Raw genomic sequence first — 18268 nt, 5'->3', positions numbered from 1 at the left:
TCTTTTCCGCTCTTTTCGCCGAATCCCGAGGCGCCCCATACGGCCTCTGAACACCTACACGGCTCGCTTCGCATCGCGTGTGGGTGTCTCCCGCCTGACTGGCGGGAGACACGGCTACACCGAATCGATGTTCTGACTCTCCCGCTGGGGAGAGGGCGGGCGCTCGCAGTGTCGCGCTGCGCTCGTATGCCCGGCCCGGGCTTACGCCGCCATCACCTCGCCATACCGCTGCACATGGAAATCGCTGTCGCCCAGCAACGGGTCGATCATCGTCAGCCGCTTGAAGTAATCCCCAACCTCCAGTTCGTCTGTCATGCCCATGCCGCCGTGCAGCTGCACGGCTTGCTGGCCGACGAGGCGGCCGGCCTTGGCGACCGTGACCTTGGCGGCGCTGAGCATGCGGCGGCGTTGGGCGGGGTCGGTTTCGTCCAGGGCTTGCGCTGCCACGTAGGCCATCGACAACGCTAGTTCCTTTTGTACGAGCATGTCGGCCATGCGGTGCTGCAGCGCCTGGAACACGGCTAGCGGCTTGCCGAACTGCTGCCGCGTGCGCAGGTACTCGGCGGTGATCTCGATCAGTTTTTCCATGGCGCCGGCGGCTTCGGCGCATAGCGCGGCAATGCCGTGGTCGATGCCGTGGAGCAGGGCGGGCAGGCCGTCGGCTGCGTTGCCGATCATGGCGCTGGCGTCCACGGTGACGTTCTGCAGCGCGAGGTCGGCGGCGCGCAGGCTGTCCATGGTGGGATAGCCGCGCACGGTGAGGCCGGCGGCGTTGCCGGGTACCAGGAACAGGGCTAGCTCGTTGCTGCCGCAGACGCGCGCGGTGAGCAGGAAGGCGTCGGCGGCTTCGCCGTGCCAGGCCAGGCTTTTGTTGCCGTTAAGGACGTAGCCGTCGCCCTTGCGCTCGGCGCTGGCGCGCGCCGTCTCGGGGCGGTAGCGCGTGGTGGGTTCGAGGTAGGCGAGGGTGACCACGCGTTCGCCGGCGGCGATGGCGGGCAGCCAATCGTTTTTCTGGGCGGCGCTGCCGTAGGCGCTGAGCACGGCAGTGGCCATCACCGCGGTGGGCGTGACCGGTTCCAGCACCAGGCCACGGCCCAGTTCGCGCTGCACCACCAGCTGGCTGGCGGCGCTTTCGCCGAAGCCGCCGTATTCGCCGGGCACGGTCAGGCCGAGCACGCCCATTTCGGCTAGCTGCGCCCAGGTGGCGCGGTTGAGGCTGCCGCCGCCGCGGGCGCTCTTGCGGCGTTTATCGAAGGTGTATTCGGTATCGATGAAGCGGCGCAGGCTGTCCGCCAGCATCTGCTGTTCTTCGCTGTAGTTGAAGTCCATGACTGTGCTTGTTCCGTCTGTGCTCTCAGAAACCGAGGATCATCTTGGAGATGATGTTCTTCTGTACTTCGGTAGTGCCGCCGTAGATCGATGTCTTGCGCATGTCGAAGTACGTGGACGCGGCGGACGCGGCCCAGGCCGGGGCGTGCAGCGGTGCGTCGGCGGGCGGTGCTTCGCCGGCTTCGAGCCAGCGCGGGGAGTAGGGCCAGGCATTGGGGCCGGCCACTTCCATCTGCAGCATGGCGAGGTCCTGCTGGATCTCGGAGCCACGGATCTTGACGATGGAGGCTTCCGGGCCGGGGCCGCGGCCGGCGTCTTGCGTGGCTACGCGCAGCAGCAGCATTTCCAGCGCCATGATGTCCATCTCGATGCGCGCGATCTTGTCGCGCATGCGCACGTCGTCGATCAGCGGGCGACCCGCGCCGTCGGTGGCTTGCGCGGCATAGTGCTTGAGCTGGCGCAGCTCGCGGTTGCAGTGGCCGATGCCGGCAATGCCGGTGCGCTCGTGGCCGAGCAGGTACTTGGCATAGGTCCAGCCGCGGTTTTCTTCCCCCAGCAGGTTGCCCGCCGGCACCTCCACATCCTCGAACCACACCTCGTTGACGTCGTGGCCGCCGTCCAGCGTGACGATGGGGCGCACGGTCACGCCCGGCGTCTTCATGTCGATCAGCAGCATCGAGATGCCTTCCTGCGGCTTGGACTCGCTGTCGGTGCGCACCAGGCAGAAGATCCAGTCGGCGAAGTGCGCCATCGTCGTCCAGGTCTTCTGGCCGTTGACGATATAGCGGTCGCCCTGGCGCACGGCGCGCGTCTTGAGCGAGGCCAGGTCGGAGCCGGAGCCGGGCTCGGAGTAGCCCTGGCACCAGAAATCCTCCACCGTGGGGATGCGCGGCAGGAAACGTTCCTTGTGCTCCTGGCTGGCGTACTTCATCAGCACCGGGCCGATCATGGTCAGGCCGAAGGGCAGCATGCGCGGCGCGCCCGCACGAAATGCCTCGATCTCGAAGATCAGGCGCTGCAGCGCGTTCCAGCCCGTGCCGCCCCATTCCTTGGGCCAGGTCGGCGCGCCCCAGCCCCGCGCGTGCAGGATACGGTGCCAGCGCACATAGTCATCCTTCTCCACGCGCTGGTGAGCCAGCACCTTGTCGCGGATATCCGCGGGCAGGCTGGCCTGCACGAAACTCCGAACTTCTTCGCGGAACGCTTGCTCCGCCGCGCTGAAACGCAGGTCCATCTGTTTGTCCCCTCGGTTGGGAAGGCGGGCCGCCACCGGCCGCCGATTTGAGTCGTTGCGGGGATTTTATGGGTGGCAGGGCATTCGGTTCTTCCGCAATGGCAAAGCCGTCCTTCCGCGCTTGCGAACCGATGGACTGCGCAAGCCAGCCGCCTGCTAGCGCACATGCCAAGCAGAACACGGCCTTAGCCAAATCCAAATGGCATGCGGCTGACGCCTGCCGCACACTGGCGCAGTGCCGTCGCAGCACAAAGACAATTCACGCCGAGGAGACAGGCGATGCACCGCTGGACCATACGTTGCACCCGATGGCTTGCCCTATGCGGCTGGCTGGCGGCCACGGCGAGCGCATTCGCCGCTTATCCCGACAAGCCCGTCCGGCTGGTGGTGCCTTTCCCGCCGGGCGGCGCCACCGACCTGCTCGCGCGTGAAGTCAGCCATGCACTTTCCGTGCGGCTCGGCCAGTCGGTCGTGATCGAGAATCGGCCCGGCGCGGGCGGCAACATTGCCGCCGTGGCGGTGGCGCGCGCGCCGGCCGATGGCTATACCTTGCTGTTCGGCACCTTCGGCTCGCTGGCCGTCAACAAGAGCCTGTACGACAAGCCGGGCTACGACCCGCTCAAGGATTTCGCGCCGGTGGCCTCCGTGGCCTACCTGCCCAACGTGCTGGTGGTCCATCCCTCCGTCCCGGCCCGTAACGTGGCCGAGCTGCTGGCGCTTGCACGGCGCGAGCCCGGCAAGCTGACTTACGGCTCCTTTGGCAACGGCTCGTCGTCGCACCTGGCCGGCGAGCTCTTCACCCACATGGCGGGCGTGCGCATCGACCACGTGCCGTACAAGGGCAGCGCCCCGGCCATGACGGACCTGATCGGCGGGCGCCTGACCATGATGTTCGACAGCATCTCCACCGCCTTGCCGTACGTGCGGGATGGCCGCGTGCGTGCGCTGGCGGTGACCACTGCCAAGCCATCCGAGCAGTTGCCCGGCGTGCCGACGCTGGCCGCTGCCGGTGTGCCCGGCTATGAACTCACCGCGTGGTTCGGCGTAGTGGCGCCGGCCAATACCCCGGCCGCCATTGTCGATCGCCTCAACGCCGAGATCGTGGCGTCGCTCGCGCAGCCCGAGCTGGCGGCGCGGCTGGCCAGCCAGGGCACGGTGCCCTTTCCTTCGACGCCGGCGCAGTTCGGCACCTATATGCGCACCCAGTACCAGAAGTGGGACGGCCTGATCAAGTCAGCGAACATCCATCTGGATCAGTGAGTTCGCCACTCCCAACCACTCCCAACCATTCCCAGCCATTCCCAGCCGTTGCAACAGCCAGTCCGGTTCCAACCTAATCATCGCTTGCATCATGTCCTCTTTCCGCCCCGAGTTCATCCACGACATCCCCCGGCACTGGGCCGAGCAATCGCCCCAGGCGCCTTGCCTGCATGAGGCCAGCGGGGTGATTAGCTACGGCACGCTGTGGCAGCGCATCACCGCCACTCGCGACTGGCTAGCCGCGCAGGGCGTAGGGCAGGGCGACCGCGTGATGGTGGTGGGCGAGAACTGCGCCGAGATGGTGGTGATGCTGTTTGCCTGCAGTGCGCTGCATGCGTGGCCGATCCAGGTCAACGCACGGCTCTCGCCGCGCGAGATCGACGGCATCCGCGCGCATGCGCAGCCGTTGTTGACGTTCTTTACCAACCATGTCTCCGACGTAGCCGAGGCGCATGCCAGGCGGCTCGGCGCACAGCCCACCGATTGCGTGGCGCTCGATCCCGGCCTCGCCAGCCTGCGTGCCTCGGAGGCGCCGCCGCGCGTGAGCGCCGCCGAGGCGCGGGACGTGGCCACGCTGATCTATACCTCCGGCACCACCGGCGCGCCCAAGGGCGTGATGGTGCCGCACGCCGGCCTGACCATCTTCGCGCGGATCTCGGCCACCTCGCGCCATCTCGGTCCCAACGACATTGCCTACGGCGCGCTGCCGCTGTCGCATATCTTCGGCATCGCCACCGTGCTGATGGCCACGCTGTACGCGGGCGCCAGCCTGGTGATGCGGCCACGCTTCGATGCGGCGGACGTGTTCGCCGCGCTGGAGTCCCCCGGCGTCACCATGCTGCAAGGCGTGCCTACCATGTTCACGCGCATCATGGCGGTGGCGCGGGAGTCGGCGCTGGAGAGCGGCGCCGCCGCGTTTCCCCGCCTGCGTTATCTCTATACCGGCGGCGCGCCGCTGGACCCGACCCTGAAGCGCGACACCGAGGCATGGTTCGGCCAGCCGCTGCATCACGGCTACGGCATCACCGAATACGCCGGTTCGCTGTTCATCACCCGCATGGACGCGCCACGCGCCGATTGCTCCGCCGGCTACATCGTCGAAGGCGTGGAGATCAACATCACCAGCGAACAGGGCGAGCCGATGCCCGCGGGCGAACGCGGCCAGATCCGCGTGCGCGGTCCCGGCGTGATGCGCGGCTATTTCCGCAACGCGGAGCAGACCGCGGAGGCGCTGCTGCCGGGCGGCTGGCTCAACACGGGCGATCTCGGCTTCCTCGGTGAAGACGGCGCACTGTTTATCGTTGGCCGCTCCAAGGACCTGATCATCCGCTCGGGTTTCAACGTCTACCCGATCGAGGTGGAGTCCGTCATCAACGCCTTCCCCGGTGTGCGCCAGTCCGCCGTGGTCGGGCGCGCTGCCGCCGATGGCAATGAAGAAGTCGTGGCCTTTATCGAAACGCAGCCGGGCGCAAAGCTGGACACCGCCGCCCTGGAGGCCTACCTGCGGGAGAGCCTGGCGCCGTACAAACGGCCCGCGCAGATCCGCGTGATCGAGACCATTCCCACCACCGCCAGCGGCAAGCTCTTGAAGCAGCCGCTGCGCGCCATGCTGGACGGCACCGCCGTAGCGGCGTGACCCCCCGGCGGCGGTTGCTTCCATGCACTCGCCGCCGCCAGCGCTTCGCCGCGGGCCGAAGCGTTCTCGCAGCCAGCGCCCCTGCACGCCCCGGGCACCGGCAAGACGCACAATAAGGAGGAGACTGATGAAACGATGGATGATGGCTGGCATGCTGCTGGCCTTGGTGCAAGGCACCGCAATGGCGGACAACTATCCGGCGCGCCCGGTGAAGCTGATCGTGGGCTACGCCCCGGGAGGCCCGGTCGATACCGCCGCGCGCATCTACGCCGACTTCCTGGGCCGCACACTCAAGCAGCCGGTGGTGGTGGACAACCGCGCCGGCGCCAGCGGCGCCATTGCCGCGGACCTGACGGCAAAGGCAACGCCGGACGGCTACACGCTGTACTTCGTGGCCAGCCCCACCATGACCATGACGCCGCTGATCCAGAAGTCGGTGAATTTCAATCCCACCAAGGATTTCACCTATGTCGGCCTGATCACCGATTACACCAACGTGCTGCTGATCAACAAGGATTTCCCCGCCAAGAACGTCACCGAGCTGGTCGAGTACGCGCGCAAGCATCCGGAAGGCGTCAGCTTCGGCTCGGCCGGCGTGGGCGCGTCCAACCATCTGTCCGCCGAGCTGCTCGCGCAGATGGGCGGGGTGAAGATGCTGCACGTGCCGTACAAGGGCAACTCGCCGGCGATGGCTGATGTGATCGGCGGCAAGGTGACCTTCATGTTCGACATCACCGGCACTGCCATCGGCCATATCCAGGGGGGCAAGGTGCGCGCGCTGGCCGTGACGTCGAAGACGCGCAACGCGGCACTGCCGACCGTGCCGACCATGATCGAGTCCGGCATGAAGAACTATGACCTGACCGGCTGGTACGCGCTGATCGGCCCGCAGAAGCTGCCCGCCGATGTGGTGGACAAGCTGGTCAAGGCGCAGAAGTCGATCGGCGACGATCCTGCCTTCCAGCAGCGCATGACGCAGGGCGGCTATGACCTTGATATCACCGGGCCCAAGCCGCTGGCCGACCGCATCCAGCGTGAACTGAAGCTGTGGGCAGGGGTGGTGAAGACGGCGAATATCCAGGTGGATTGAGGCCGGATGGCTCCCCTCACCAGCTTGCGGGAGAGGGGAGCGCGGCGCCGTTCAGGCGCCCGGTGCGCGCTTGCGCAGCAGGTAACGCTGCAAGCCGTCGAGCACCAGCACGCCGTGCTGGTTATGCACCGTCGAGCGCAAGGTCAGCACGCCGGTGGTGCGGTTCGGCGCGAGCTCGCTGACTTCCAGCGCGCTGTACAGCGTATCGCCCACATAGACCGGATGCAGGAAACGGCTACTCTGGTCGAGAAACCCCTTCAGCGATTCCTCCACCATATGCGGGAACAGGCCGGCGCCCGCCGCCGTCTGGATCAGCACCTGGTAGCCGTGCGCCAGCATGTGCGGCATGCCGTGGGCGCGGCAATACTCTGCGTCGTAATGCACCGGGTGGTTGTCGCCGCTCGCCAGCTGGAAGGCGGCGAACAGTGCCTCGGTCATGGTGCGCGAGGGCAGCACAAAGCGTTCACCGGGCACAAAATCGTCGAAATAACGTTGTTCGCACATGCGGTGGGCGCGCGGGTCGAAGCTCGTCGCGTCGGGGTTCGCTGTGGATGGCTTGATGGTCATCGATGGGTGTCGGGGTTGGTGGCGCGAAGCAGCGCGCCAGCAGAAGAAACCACGCTGCGCCATGGCCTGGCGCAGCGCGGGTGCAGGGTCAATCCGGTCAATCCGGTCAATCCGGCTTGAGGCCCAGCCGCTCCACCAGCGCCTTCTCCTGCGCGATCTGCTGCAGGGCAAAGCGGGTGTAGCCGGCGCTGTCCAGGTACATCAGGTCCTGATCCTGCTGCTTGAGCGCGGCCAGATGCTGGGGATCTTCCGCGGCGCGCCGCAGCGCATCCTGCAGGATGTTGACCACCTTGGGATCCATGCCCTTTGGCCCGGCCACGCCGTAGGGCGAGTTCGAGACGATGTCATAGCCGAGCTCGCGCAGCGTGGGCGCGTCGGGCCAGCGCGGGGAGCGCTGCGCCGTCCATAGATTCAGCCAGCGCAACTTGCCCGCATCGACCAGCGTGCCGGCGGCGCTGCCGGCGGCGCAGAGCTGCACATGATTGCCCATCAGCGAGTTCAGGCAGTCGGCATCGCCCTTGAAGGGCACGTGGTTGACGGTGAGGTTTTCCTTGGTCACCAGCTCGATCATGGTGATGTGCGGCGAGCTGTACTGGCCCGGCGAGCCGTAGCTCACGGTTCCCGGCCTGGCGCGCGCATCGCGCAGGAAATCGCTCCAGTTCTTCCACGGGGAATTGGCCGGCACCACAACGCCAAAGGTATAGCCGGTGATGCGCGACAGGTAGGTGAAATCGCGTGCCGGGTCAAAGGCGGTCTTCTGGATGAAGGGCTGACGGAATACGGTGACCGGCATCATCGACAGCGTGTAGCCATCGGGTTTCGCTTGCCGCAGGGCAAGCGCGCCCATGGTGCCGGCCACGCCCGGCTTGTTGTCCACCACCACGGTCTGGCCGAGGGACTTCTGCAAGGCCACGGCAAACTGACGGACTACCACGTCGGTAGTGCCGCCCGGCGCATAGGGCACGATCAGCGTGACCGGGCGGGTGGGATAGGTGGGAGCGGACTGCGCCTGGACCAGCGTGGCGCAGCCTAGAACGATAGCGGCGCTAGCTACGCGCCATGGATTGCGGACTGCATGCATCGGAAGTCTCCTCTTGCTGTTGTTCCCTTCGATCCCGATGTTGTCGTTGTTATCGTTGTTGCTGTCCTTGCGCGGGTCAGTGCTCCACCACGGCCCATGCGTCCATCGCCTGGCCCCCGGCATCGTCACCGGTCCACAAGGTGACCTTGCCTGGCGTGCCGGCATCGGCTGCGCCGCCCACCGTCACCGTGTCGTGATCGAATATCGGGGCCAGCCCGCGGAAGCCGAAACGGCGTACCGTGGCGCCGGGCATCTCGCGCGCCAGCAGGTCCAGCGTGAGCATCGCTTGCAGCGGGCCGTGCACGACCAGGCCGGGGTAGCCTTCCACGTCGCGCACGTAGTCGTGGTCGTAGTGGATGCGGTGGCCATTGAAGGTGAGCGCGGAGAAACGGAACAGCATCACCGGGTCGGCGCGCAACTGGCGCTGCCATTGCACCTGGTGCGCCAGGCGCGGCCGCGCGGGCAGTGGCTGCCCCGGCTCCGGCATGGCGCGATAGACCAGGTCCTGGCGCTCGGTCAGCGCGACCTCGCCCTTGACCGTGAGCACATGCTCCACCGTGACAAACCACAGCTCTCCGCTGCGCCCGCTCTTGTGCTCGACATTGCGGATGGTGGAGGTGCGCGTCACCGTATCGCCCACGCGCAGCGGCTTGCGGAAATCCAGTTCGCCGCCGGCCCACATGCGGCGCGGCAGCGGCACCGGCGGCATGAAGCCGCCCAGCGCCGGATGGCCGTCCTGGCCAAGCTCGCGCTGCGGGGCGCGCGGCAGGAAGTAGAGCCAGTGCCATAGCGGCGGCAGCGGGCCGCGCACCAGCGCGCCGCCGTCGAGGTCGAGCGTGGCCGCGAGGCCGATCACGGGTTCCGGGGCGAGCGTCTCGGTGCGGCTTTCACTGCGGCCGATCCAGGTGCGCAGGGATTCGAGTTGGGTCATGGCTGGGTGATCGCGGGTTCGGTGCGGGGTTAGCCTGCCAGCGCGAGAATGCGCCGGGCCTGTTCGATGACAGGACGATCGACCATCTTGCCGTCGACCTGTACCGCGTGGCTGCCGCTGGCGGTGGCGTCCAGCACGCGCTGCGCCCAGTCCAGTTGCTCGGCCGTGGGCAGGAAGCCCGCGCGCACCGCGGCAAGCTGGGCCGGATGAATGCACAGCTTGGCGGCAAAGCCGAGGGCGCGCGCGTGGGCTACATCGTCGGCCAGCACGGCTTCGTCCTTGAGCGCGGTGGTGACGCCATCCACGGGCGGCGGCAGGCCGGCCACGCGTGAAGCCAGCACAATGCGCGAGCGCGCCATCAGCAACGCTTCGCGGGTATGGGCGCAACCCAGGTCCACGGCGAAGTCCAGTGAGCCAAAGGCCAGCCGCGACACGCCTTGCGCGGTGGCGACCGCATCAATGCCGTGCAGGCCGCACGCGCTCTCGATGATCGCTACCAGGCGGCCCTGCGGGTTGACCTGCGCCAGTGCCCGGGCGATCTCGCCAAGCGCGGCCGGGTCTTCTGCCTTAGGCACCAGCAAGCCGGCCAGCGGTGCGCCGGGCGGCAGGGCGCGCAGCCACGCCATGTCGGCGGCAAAGGCCGCCGAGCTGGCGTCGTTGATGCGCACATAGGCTTGCGCCTGCGCGCCGCGTTCCAGCAGCCACGCGGCAATAGCCGCGCGCGCGGCCGGCTTGGCGTCCGGATGCACGGCGTCCTCGAGATCGAGGATCAGCGCATCGGGCGCGGCGGCCGCGGCTTTGTCGAAGCGTTCGGGCCGGTCGCCCGGCACGAACAGATAGGTCATGGCGGTGGTGACGGCGGACATGGAGCGAGCCTCGGTAGGATTGGCCACGTTATCAGGCGGTGGGCAGCCAGTCGTTGACGTTCGCCTGTGTTTCCAGCGCCCACACGCGGGCGATGATGGCGCGCATCTCGGCCTCGCTCGCGCCGTGGCGGAACGCGCCCAGTTGCAGCGCCTTGGCTTCGAGTTCAGGGCGCGACAGCGTATTGCCCGGATCGCCCTTGGGTACGTCCACGCGGCCCGGCAGCGTGCGGCCGTCGGTGGTCTTGACCGTGACGCGGCCAATCCACTGGCGCGGATACGCGGCATTGATCTCGTCGTCGAGTTCCATTTCCACCTTGTCGCGGAAGACAGCCACCTTGGCATCCTGCAGCGCATGGTCCTCGAACTCGCCCAGGCCGGCGTGCGCGTGCACCGCTACCAGGCCCAGCACCGTGCCCATGGAGAACTTGGCCTGGTGGATGGTCTTGGGGTCGGTCACGGGGCCGAGCACATCGATGGCGCCCTGGTGTACGTGGGCGGTCACGCTGGCGATCTGGTCCGCGCTGATCTTCTCGCGCAGCATCAGGTCCTTGAGCGCATCGGCCGCCGGGTGCGTGTGGCGGCACGAGGCGAAGAACTTGAACGAGGTCTCGGCGGTGGCCCAGCGCTCGCCCAGGCCGTCGGTCAGGGCGGCGGGGTTAGCGTCGCTGGACATGCCGGCGGCCATGCCCTGCGGGCCTTCCAGGATGCGCTTCGCGCCGGTAAAGCCAGCGCGTGCGATCCAGGCGGACATCAGGCCGTCGGCAGCTGCCTTGGCGGTGTGCAGTTGCTTGGAGTCCGCGGCGTCGCGCAGGAATTCCCACAGGCCGGCGGCCTGCGTGCCGGCCGAGCCGAGCGCCTGGTTGATGCCCTCAGCGTCCATGCCATACAGCTTGGCGACAGCGGCGGCGGCCGCCAGCGTGCCGACGGTGCCTGTGGTGTGGAACACGCGATAGTGCGAGCGGCCCATGAATTCGCCGATGCGGATGCCCGCCTCGTAGCCGGCGATGGACGCCAGCAGCACTTCGGCACCGCTCTTGCCTTCGGCCTGCGCGGCAGCGATCACGGCGGGGAACACTACAGCGGCGGGATGCAGCACCGAGCCGTTATGCACGTCGTCCTGCTCCACCACGTGGGAGGAAGCGCCATTGATCAGCGCGGCAAAGTACGGCGAGGTGCGGCGGCGATCCACCAGCACCTCGGCCGGGCCCTGCTGCGGGCCCATCGCGGCGACGAACTCCTGCAGCTTGCGTACCGCCGGTGCATCCTTGCCGGCGATGGCGGAGGCAATCCAGTCGAGGAACAGGTCCTTGGTGCGCGCAACCACGTCTGCGGGCACGTCGGCCAGCGTGAAGCGGGCCAGGAATTCGCACAGCTGGCGGGTAGGGTAGGTGTGGTCAGTGGCTTGGCTCATGCCGGCTCCGGGCGGTGTTCTGGGGTGGTGGTCTGTCTTTCTGTTCCTCCCCTCTCCCACACCAGTGGGAGAGGGGAGTCACGCCTGCGCGAGGCTGCGCGTTGGCGTCATGGCTTCGTGCTGTTGTTCAAATCGTCTTGCTGTCCGTCATCCTGGCAATCTCGCCCGCGCCGTAACCCAGCTCGGCCAGGATGGCCGCGCTATGCGCGCCCAGCGCCGGGACGTCGCCCATCACCGGTTCCACGCCCGACAGGTTGGCCGGCGGCAGCAACGCCCCGATGGGGCCGCCGGGGCTGGCCACTTCGCGCCAGCGTCCACGTGCGGCCAGTTGCGGGTGGTTCCACACGGCCTCGATATCGTTCATGGGCGCGTTGGCGATCTGCGCGTCGTCCAGCAGCGCTTCGACCTGCGTCACCGTCATCGGCGCGAAACGCGCTTCGATCAACGCGGTCAGCTCGGTGCGGTTCTTGACGCGCCCCGAGTTGGAGGCGAAGCGCTCGTCCTTGAGCAGCGCCGGCTGCGCCAGCACCTTGTTGCAGAAGGCTTGCCATTCACGCTCGTTCTGCAACCCGAAGATCACGCTGCCGCCGTCGCCGGTACGGTGCACGCCATACGGCGCGATGGCCGGGTGCGATGCGCCAAATCGCGCCGGCGCGTTGCCGCCGTAGTGGCCGAAGTACAGCGCGTAGTTCATCCACTCGGTCAGCGCCTCCAGCATGGTCACCTCCACGCGCAGGCCCTGGCCGGTGCGCCCGCGCTGCAGCAGCGCGGAGAGGATGCCGCTATAGGCATACATGCCGGCCGCGATGTCGGCGATGGAAATCCCCGCGCGCGATGGCTCATCCGCGCCGCCGGTGATGCCGATCAGGCCGGCGGCCGCCTGGATCAGCAGGTCATACGCCTTCTTGTCGCGATAGGGGCCGGCGTCTCCGTAGCCGGAAATATCGCAGACGATCAGCTTGCCGTAGCGCGGGTGCAGCGTGTCGAAATCCAGCCCCATGCGTGCAGCCGCGCCGGGCGCGAGGTTCTGCACCAGTACGTCCGCGTCGGCCAGCAGGCGGTGCAGCACGGCTTGCGCCTCGTCCTGCTTGAGATCGAGCGTCAGGCTCTCCTTGCCGCGGTTGAGCCAGACGAAGTGCGAAGCCTGGCCATGGACGGTCTCATCGTAGCCACGCGCGAAATCGCCCACGCCGGGGCGTTCCACCTTGACCACGCGGGCGCCGAGGTCGGCCAGCTGGCGGGTGGCGAACGGCGCGGCCACGGCGTGTTCGAGGGAGACGACGCGGATGCCATCGAGCGGGCGGATGCCCTGGTGCGTAGCAAGCATGGGGGCGGCCCTCAGAACGAACGTGGCAGCTCGAGCACGTGCTCGGCCACATACGACAGGATCAGGTTGGTGGAGATCGGCGCGACCTGGTACAGGCGCGTCTCGCGGAACTTGCGCTCGATGTCGTATTCGGCGGCGAAGCCAAAGCCGCCGTGCGTCTGCAGGCAGACGTTGGCCGCTTCCCACGACGCATCGGCCGCGAGCAGCTTGGAGATGTTGGCCTCCTTGCCGCAGGGCTTGCCGGCATCGAACAGCGCGGCGGCCTTGTAGCGCATCAGGCTGGCCGCTTCCACGTTCACATAGGCTCGCGCGATGGGGAACTGGATGCCCTGGTTCTGGCCGATCGGGCGGTCGAACACGATGCGCTCGCGCGCATAGTTGCTGGCGCGCTCGATAAACCAGTAGCCGTCGCCGACGCATTCGGAGGCGATCAGGATGCGCTCGGCGTTCAGGCCGTCCAGGATGTACTTGAGGCCCTTGCCTTCCTCGCCGATCAGGTTCTCGGCGGGGATTTCCAGGTTGTCGAAGAACAGTTCGTTGGTCTCGTGGTTGACCATATTGCGGATCGGCCGCACCGTGAGGCCCTTGCCGATGGCCTCGCGCAGGTCCACCACGAACACCGACAGCCCCTCCGACTTGCGCTTGACCTGGTCCAGCGGCGTGGTGCGCGCCAGCAGCAGCATCAGGTCCGAGTGCTGCACGCGCGAGATCCACACCTTCTGGCCGTTGATGACGTAGCGGTCGCCCTTCTTCACGGCGGTGGTCTTGAGCTTGGTGGTATCGGTGCCGGTGGTGGGCTCGGTCACCGCCATCGACTGCATGCGCAGCTCGCCCGAGGCGATGCCCGGCAGCCAGCGCTGCTTTTGCTCGGCCGAGCCGTGGCGCAGCAGGCAGCCCATCACATACATCTGGCCGTGGCAGGCGCCGGAGTTGCCGCCGGTGCGGTTGATCTCCTCCATGATGACGGACGCGGCGGTCAGCGGCAGGCCCGAGCCGCCGTATTCCTCCGGGATCAGGGCGGACAGCCAGCCGGCCTTGGTCAGCGCCTGCACGAACTCTTCGGGGAAGGCGTTCTGCTCTTCCACGCGTTGCCAGTAGGCGGAATCGAAGCCGGTGCACAGGGCACGCACGGCTTCGCGGATGTCGGGATACGGCTGGTCGTGCGATGGTTCTGCGAACATGAAAAGGGGCCCCGGTATGGACGTTATATGGACGTTATGGGATTTAGCTTGCGGCCATTATTCCCGAGGGCCTGCCGTGCGGTAATTCGGATTTGCGAAAGAGCGGCTTAGCGCCCCCGGAAGCAGGCCGGGCGGGCACAGCACGGGTTGGGGCGGCGCCGCGCGCACTCGCCGGCGCCCGGTGGCTTCTGGCCGGCCTTGCCCACCCTTAGGGAAATCCGTATTGCATATGCGTCGCTTTATCGCCACGCTTGCCGGAAACAATAACGCGAAAACGCTGCGCGGCCGCACAGGCCGACGCGGGCGGGCGCTAGCCGGCATAACCCGGCCAATCCACCACGATGGAGACAAAAGACATGGCAGGCAGCAAACAGCAGCGGCACGGGCAGGGCGGCAGCGAACACGCAGCGCAGGCGAAGCGGGCCCAGGCACCATGGCGCTGGACGGCGCTCGCCGCGCTGGGCGCGGCAGCAGCACTCACCGCACCTGCCCCGGCGCGCGCCGCCGATGCCTACCCCACCAAGCCGATCACCATGGTGGTCCCCTTTGCCGCGGGCGGCCCCACCGACGTGGTGGCGCGCACCATGGCCGCGGCCATGTCCAAGACCCTGGGCCAGAGCGTGGTGGTGGAAAACCGGCTCGGCGCCGGCGGCACCGTCTCCGCCGCCTACGTGGCCAAGGCCGCGCCGGACGGCTACACCATCCTGATCCATCACAACGGCATGGCCACCGCGCCGGCGCTGTACAGCAAGCTCCCCTACAAGCCGCTGACGGATTTCAGCTTTGTCGGCCAGGTGGCCGACGTGCCCATGACCCTGCTCGGCCGTCATGACCTGCCAGCGAGGACTTTGCCCGAGCTGATAGCCTATATCCGCCAGAACCAGGGCAAGGTCAACCTGGCCAATGCCGGGCTGGGCGCGGTTTCGCAGCTGTGCGGCATGCTGTTCCAGAAAGCCATCGGCGTGGAGCTCACTGCCATTCCCTACCAGGGCACCGCGCCCGCGATGACCGCCCTGCTGGGCAGCCAGGTCGACATCCTGTGCGACCAGACCACCCAGACCCTGCCGCATATCAAGGCCGACAAGGTCAAGCTCTACGGCGTCACCACCAGCACGCGCATCAAGGCCTTGCCCGACACCGCCACGCTAGCCGAGAGTGGGCTCAAGGGCTTCGAGGTCAAGGTCTGGCACGGCATCTATGCCCCGCACGGCACGCCGCCCGCGGTCATCGACCGGCTCAACGGCGCCTTGCGCACCGCGTTGAAGGATCCGGCGGTAGCGGCGCGGCTGGCGGACCTGGGCGCCGAGATCGTGCCGGAGGACAAGCAGACGCCGGAAGGGCTGCGCACCTGGCTGAAGTCGGAGATCGAGAAATGGTCGCCGATCATCAAGGCGGCGGGGGTGAAGGCGGATTGAGCGCCGGGCGCGGGATCGCCGCAGCGCAAAGATAGTAAGATTTCCGGATCCATGCGCCAGTGCTGGCCCATCGGCTGAAGCTGATCGCGCCAGCACTGGCTCTTCCACTACGGATCCGGGAGCCCCCCTTGTTCGATCGCGCCAGACAGCACTTCGCTGCGCTAACCACCCGCGCCGGGTTTCACTCGCTGCGCCTCGTGCGCCAGACCGGCGAGCACTGCGTGATGCGGCGCGGCGTCGCCGAGCCGCCGTCCTTCATGCAGGACATGGGCGCCATGCTCAGCGTGCGCCTGGATGGCGTGGAGGCCTACGCGGCCACCAGCGATCTCAGCGTGGCCGGCTTGCAGCGTGCGCTCGACAGCGCCGAGGCACTCGCCCGGCGGATCGCCGGGCGTGGCCTGGTCGACCTGCGCGGGCTGGAGCCGCCGCAAGGCCAGGCCCGCTACGAATCCCCCGGCTGGCATGGCGCGTTTCCCGGGCTGGCCGAACGCTTCGCCCTGCTGGCGGCGGTGTCCGCCAGCGTGCCCGCCGATCCGCGGCTGGTGAACTGGCTGGTTTATCTCGATCACCAGCGCCATGAGCAGCTCTACCTGAATAGCGCAGGCGCCGAGCAATGGCAGGCGCTGCGCTTCGTCTATCCCGGCATCAGCGTGACCGCCTTCGACGGCAGCGACAGCCAGACCCGCAGCTTTGGCGGCTTCGGCAGCGGCCAGCAGGGCGGGGCGGAGGTCATCGCGCGGCTCGGCTTCGCTGGCGCCGCATCGCGGGTGGCGGACGAAGCCTTGCAGTTGCTGCTGGCGCCCAATGCGCCGAGCGGCCCTACCGACTTGCTGCTGATGCCGGACCAGATGATGCTGCAGATCCACGAATCCATCGGCCATCCGCTGGAACTGGATCGCATCCTCGGCGACGAACGCAATTACGCTGGCACCAGCTTTATCGGGCTGGAGGACTTCGGCCGCTACCAGTACGGCTCGGACCTGCTCAATATCAGCTTCGACCCGGGCATTCCCGAGGAACTGGCCAGCTATGGCCACGATGACGAAGGCCAGCCCGCGCAGAAGGCCTTCCTGATCCGGGATGGCCTGTTGCTGCGCCCGCTGGGCGGCGCGCTGTCGCAATGGCGCAGCGGGCTGCCGGGCGTGGCAAACAGCCGGGCCTGCAACTGGAACCGCCCGCCCATCGATCGCATGGCCAACCTCAACCTGGAGCCGGGCGACCGCACCATGGCGCAACTTATCGGTGGCATCGAACGCGGCATCCTGATGTCGTCCAACCGTTCGTGGTCCATCGACGATGCGCGCAACAAGTTCCAGTTCGGCTGCGAATGGGGGCGCCTGATCGAGGACGGCGAGCTCAAGGGCGTGGTCAAGAACCCGAACTATCGCGGCGTTTCCGCGAATTTCTGGCGCAGCCTGGCCGCCGTTGGCGATGCCAGTACCTTCGAGGTGCACGGCACGCCGTACTGCGGCAAGGGCGAGCCCAACCAGGTGGTGCGCGTCGGCCATGCTTCGCCGGCCTGTATGTTCAAGCAAGTGGAAGTCTTTGGAGGTGCCGCATGATGGCGGATGCGCAGTCGTTGTTTGCGGCACTGGCCGAGGATGTGCGCAAGGCGCTGGGAGAGGGCGAAGCCTTCACGCTGTGGTACAGCGCGGAGGCGTCCGAGTTCATCCGCTTCAACCGCGCGAAGGTGCGCCAGGCCGGACAGGTGCGGCAGGCCACGGCGCGGCTCCAGCTGATCCGCGACGAGCGCCACGCCAATATCGCCGTCGCGCTCTCGGGCGATCCCGCGACCGATCGGCAGCGCCTCGCCGACGGCTTGCTGCAGTTGCGCGAGGCCATCGGCCAGTTGCAGCCGGACCCCTACCTGATGCTGGAGCGAGAGCCCTGGCAGCGCACGCTGGCCGATGCAGCCGCGCCGCCGGACACCGCAGAAGTGCTCGCGCAGATAGAAGCGGCCGCGCATGGGCTCGACCTGGTCGGCATCTATGCCGCCGGCCCGCTCTACCGTGGCTTCGCCAGCAGCTTCGGCGCTTTCGGCTGGCATGCCGCGCAGGGCTTCCACTTCGACTGGAGCCTGTTCCACGAGAACGGCCAGGCGGTGAAGGCCGACTACGCGGGCTCGCGCTGGGACGCTGCCGAGTTCGCCAGCCGCTTTGCACAAGCGCGCCGGCAGCTGGAGCACCTGGGCAAGCCGCAGCGCGTGCTGCCGCCTGGCGACTACCGGGCCTACCTGGCCCCCGCCGCCCTCGACGAAGTCCTCGGCATGTGTTCCTGGGGCGGCTTCTCGGCCCGCGCGCTGGCGCAGAAGGAAAGCCCGCTGCAGCGGCTGTACGATGGCGGCGCCCGGCTTAGCCACTTGCTTGACCTGGACGAGCGCGCGAGCGGCACGCTGGCTCCGGCCTTCGGCCCGGAAGGCATTCCACGCAGCGACGTGACGCTCGTCCAAGCGGGGCTGCCTGCTGGCCGCCTGGTCTACCCACGCAGCGCTCGCGAGTATGATCTCGCCGCCAATTCCGCCAGTGCCGGTGAGGCACCACAGGCCCTTGCCATGGCGGCTGGCAAGCTCGCGCAGGACGAGGTGCTCGCGGCGCTCGGCACGGGCCTCTATATAGGTAACCTCTGGTATCTCAACTGGTCCGACGCGCCGGCGGCCCGCATGACCGGCATGACGCGCTTCGCCACGTTCTGGGTGGAAGATGGCCGCATCCAGGCACCGCTTGGCACGATGCGCTTTGACGACAGCATCTATAGCTTCCTGGGCGAGCACCTCGAGGCGCTGACCAGCGAGCGGCAGTTGCGCGTGTCGAGCAATACCTATGGCGAGCGGCAGACCGATTCGGCGCTGTTGCCAGGTGCGCTGACCGGAAAACTAACGTTGACGCTCTGAGCCAATGAGGAGCTGGCGCACTGGCTCCTCAGCCTTGCCCAAACTGCATC

15 protein-coding genes are annotated in these 18268 nt (G+C 67.6%); 6 read left to right on the top strand and 9 right to left on the bottom strand.

Translation table 11 applies throughout. The features are described 5' to 3' along the window. Positions 1–201 precede the first annotated feature (201 nt). Both AC1Q7Q_RS37790 and AC1Q7Q_RS37785 read right to left on the bottom strand, forming a co-directional pair. The gene (locus AC1Q7Q_RS37790) at positions 202–1329 is read right to left on the bottom strand and encodes an acyl-CoA dehydrogenase family protein (RefSeq protein ID WP_458764467.1); all 1128 of its coding nucleotides are present in this window, start codon (positions 1327–1329) and stop codon (positions 202–204) included. A 25-nt stretch (positions 1330–1354) separates the two neighbouring features. Then, positions 1355–2563 carry an acyl-CoA dehydrogenase family protein gene (locus AC1Q7Q_RS37785; protein ID WP_492375836.1) on the bottom strand — a complete coding sequence of 403 codons (1209 nt, stop codon included), beginning with the start codon at positions 2561–2563 and terminating at the stop codon, positions 1355–1357. A 279-nt stretch (positions 2564–2842) separates the two neighbouring features. Here AC1Q7Q_RS37785 and AC1Q7Q_RS37780 point away from each other — a divergent pair, with 279 nt between their 5' ends. The 3 genes from AC1Q7Q_RS37780 (at position 2843) to AC1Q7Q_RS37770 (ending at position 6549) form a co-directional block, all read left to right on the top strand. Next, a complete protein-coding gene (locus AC1Q7Q_RS37780; RefSeq protein ID WP_043357257.1) occupies positions 2843–3823 on the top strand; it encodes a tripartite tricarboxylate transporter substrate binding protein in 981 nt (326 codons plus the stop codon). Between the two features lie 91 nt (positions 3824–3914). Next, positions 3915–5459, top strand: coding sequence for a class I adenylate-forming enzyme family protein (locus AC1Q7Q_RS37775; RefSeq protein WP_492375837.1), 1545 nt, complete (start codon positions 3915–3917; stop codon positions 5457–5459). 127 nt (positions 5460–5586) lie between these two features. Continuing rightward, a complete protein-coding gene (locus AC1Q7Q_RS37770) occupies positions 5587–6549 on the top strand; it encodes a Bug family tripartite tricarboxylate transporter substrate binding protein (protein WP_492375838.1) in 963 nt (320 codons plus the stop codon). Positions 6550–6600: 51 nt separating this feature from the next. Here AC1Q7Q_RS37770 and AC1Q7Q_RS37765 read toward each other — a convergent pair whose 3' ends face one another. From AC1Q7Q_RS37765 to AC1Q7Q_RS37735, 7 genes are all read right to left on the bottom strand, one after another. Then, positions 6601–7116: a MaoC family dehydratase gene (locus AC1Q7Q_RS37765; protein ID WP_492375839.1), complete on the bottom strand. Its 516-nt coding sequence runs from the start codon at positions 7114–7116 to the stop codon at positions 6601–6603. Between the two features lie 106 nt (positions 7117–7222). Beyond that, entirely contained in the window at positions 7223–8197 is a 975-nt protein-coding gene (locus AC1Q7Q_RS37760; protein ID WP_492375840.1) for a tripartite tricarboxylate transporter substrate binding protein, read from the bottom strand. Between the two features lie 76 nt (positions 8198–8273). Next, a complete protein-coding gene (locus AC1Q7Q_RS37755) occupies positions 8274–9128 on the bottom strand; it encodes an HTD2 family dehydratase (RefSeq protein ID WP_492375841.1) in 855 nt (284 codons plus the stop codon). A 29-nt stretch (positions 9129–9157) separates the two neighbouring features. Further along, entirely contained in the window at positions 9158–9994 is an 837-nt protein-coding gene (locus tag AC1Q7Q_RS37750; protein ID WP_492375842.1) for an HpcH/HpaI aldolase/citrate lyase family protein, read from the bottom strand. A 31-nt stretch (positions 9995–10025) separates the two neighbouring features. Continuing rightward, the gene (locus AC1Q7Q_RS37745; protein WP_492375843.1) at positions 10026–11405 is read right to left on the bottom strand and encodes an MmgE/PrpD family protein; all 1380 of its coding nucleotides are present in this window, start codon (positions 11403–11405) and stop codon (positions 10026–10028) included. A 127-nt stretch (positions 11406–11532) separates the two neighbouring features. After that, positions 11533–12732: a CaiB/BaiF CoA transferase family protein gene (locus AC1Q7Q_RS37740; protein ID WP_492375844.1), complete on the bottom strand. Its 1200-nt coding sequence runs from the start codon at positions 12730–12732 to the stop codon at positions 11533–11535. Positions 12733–12743: 11 nt separating this feature from the next. After that, a complete protein-coding gene (locus tag AC1Q7Q_RS37735; protein ID WP_150985202.1) occupies positions 12744–13913 on the bottom strand; it encodes an acyl-CoA dehydrogenase family protein in 1170 nt (389 codons plus the stop codon). Positions 13914–14269: 356 nt separating this feature from the next. Here AC1Q7Q_RS37735 and AC1Q7Q_RS37730 point away from each other — a divergent pair, with 356 nt between their 5' ends. The 3 genes from AC1Q7Q_RS37730 to AC1Q7Q_RS37720 all read left to right on the top strand — a co-directional run bounded on the left by AC1Q7Q_RS37730 (position 14270) and on the right by AC1Q7Q_RS37720 (position 18218). Continuing rightward, a complete protein-coding gene (locus tag AC1Q7Q_RS37730; protein WP_492375845.1) occupies positions 14270–15328 on the top strand; it encodes a tripartite tricarboxylate transporter substrate-binding protein in 1059 nt (352 codons plus the stop codon). A 128-nt stretch (positions 15329–15456) separates the two neighbouring features. Beyond that, positions 15457–16890 carry a TldD/PmbA family protein gene (locus AC1Q7Q_RS37725; protein ID WP_492375846.1) on the top strand — a complete coding sequence of 478 codons (1434 nt, stop codon included), beginning with the start codon at positions 15457–15459 and terminating at the stop codon, positions 16888–16890. Continuing rightward, positions 16887–18218, top strand: coding sequence for a TldD/PmbA family protein (locus tag AC1Q7Q_RS37720; protein WP_492375847.1), 1332 nt, complete (start codon positions 16887–16889; stop codon positions 18216–18218). Before AC1Q7Q_RS37725 ends, AC1Q7Q_RS37720 begins: the two co-directional genes overlap by 4 nt. The last annotated feature ends 50 nt before the right edge of the window (positions 18219–18268 follow it).

The sequence above is a fragment of the Cupriavidus sp. GW823-FHT07A04 genome, assembly GCF_058794615.1.
The sequence above is the reverse complement of the archived record's forward strand: the minus strand, read 5'-3'. Positions and strand labels throughout refer to the sequence as shown.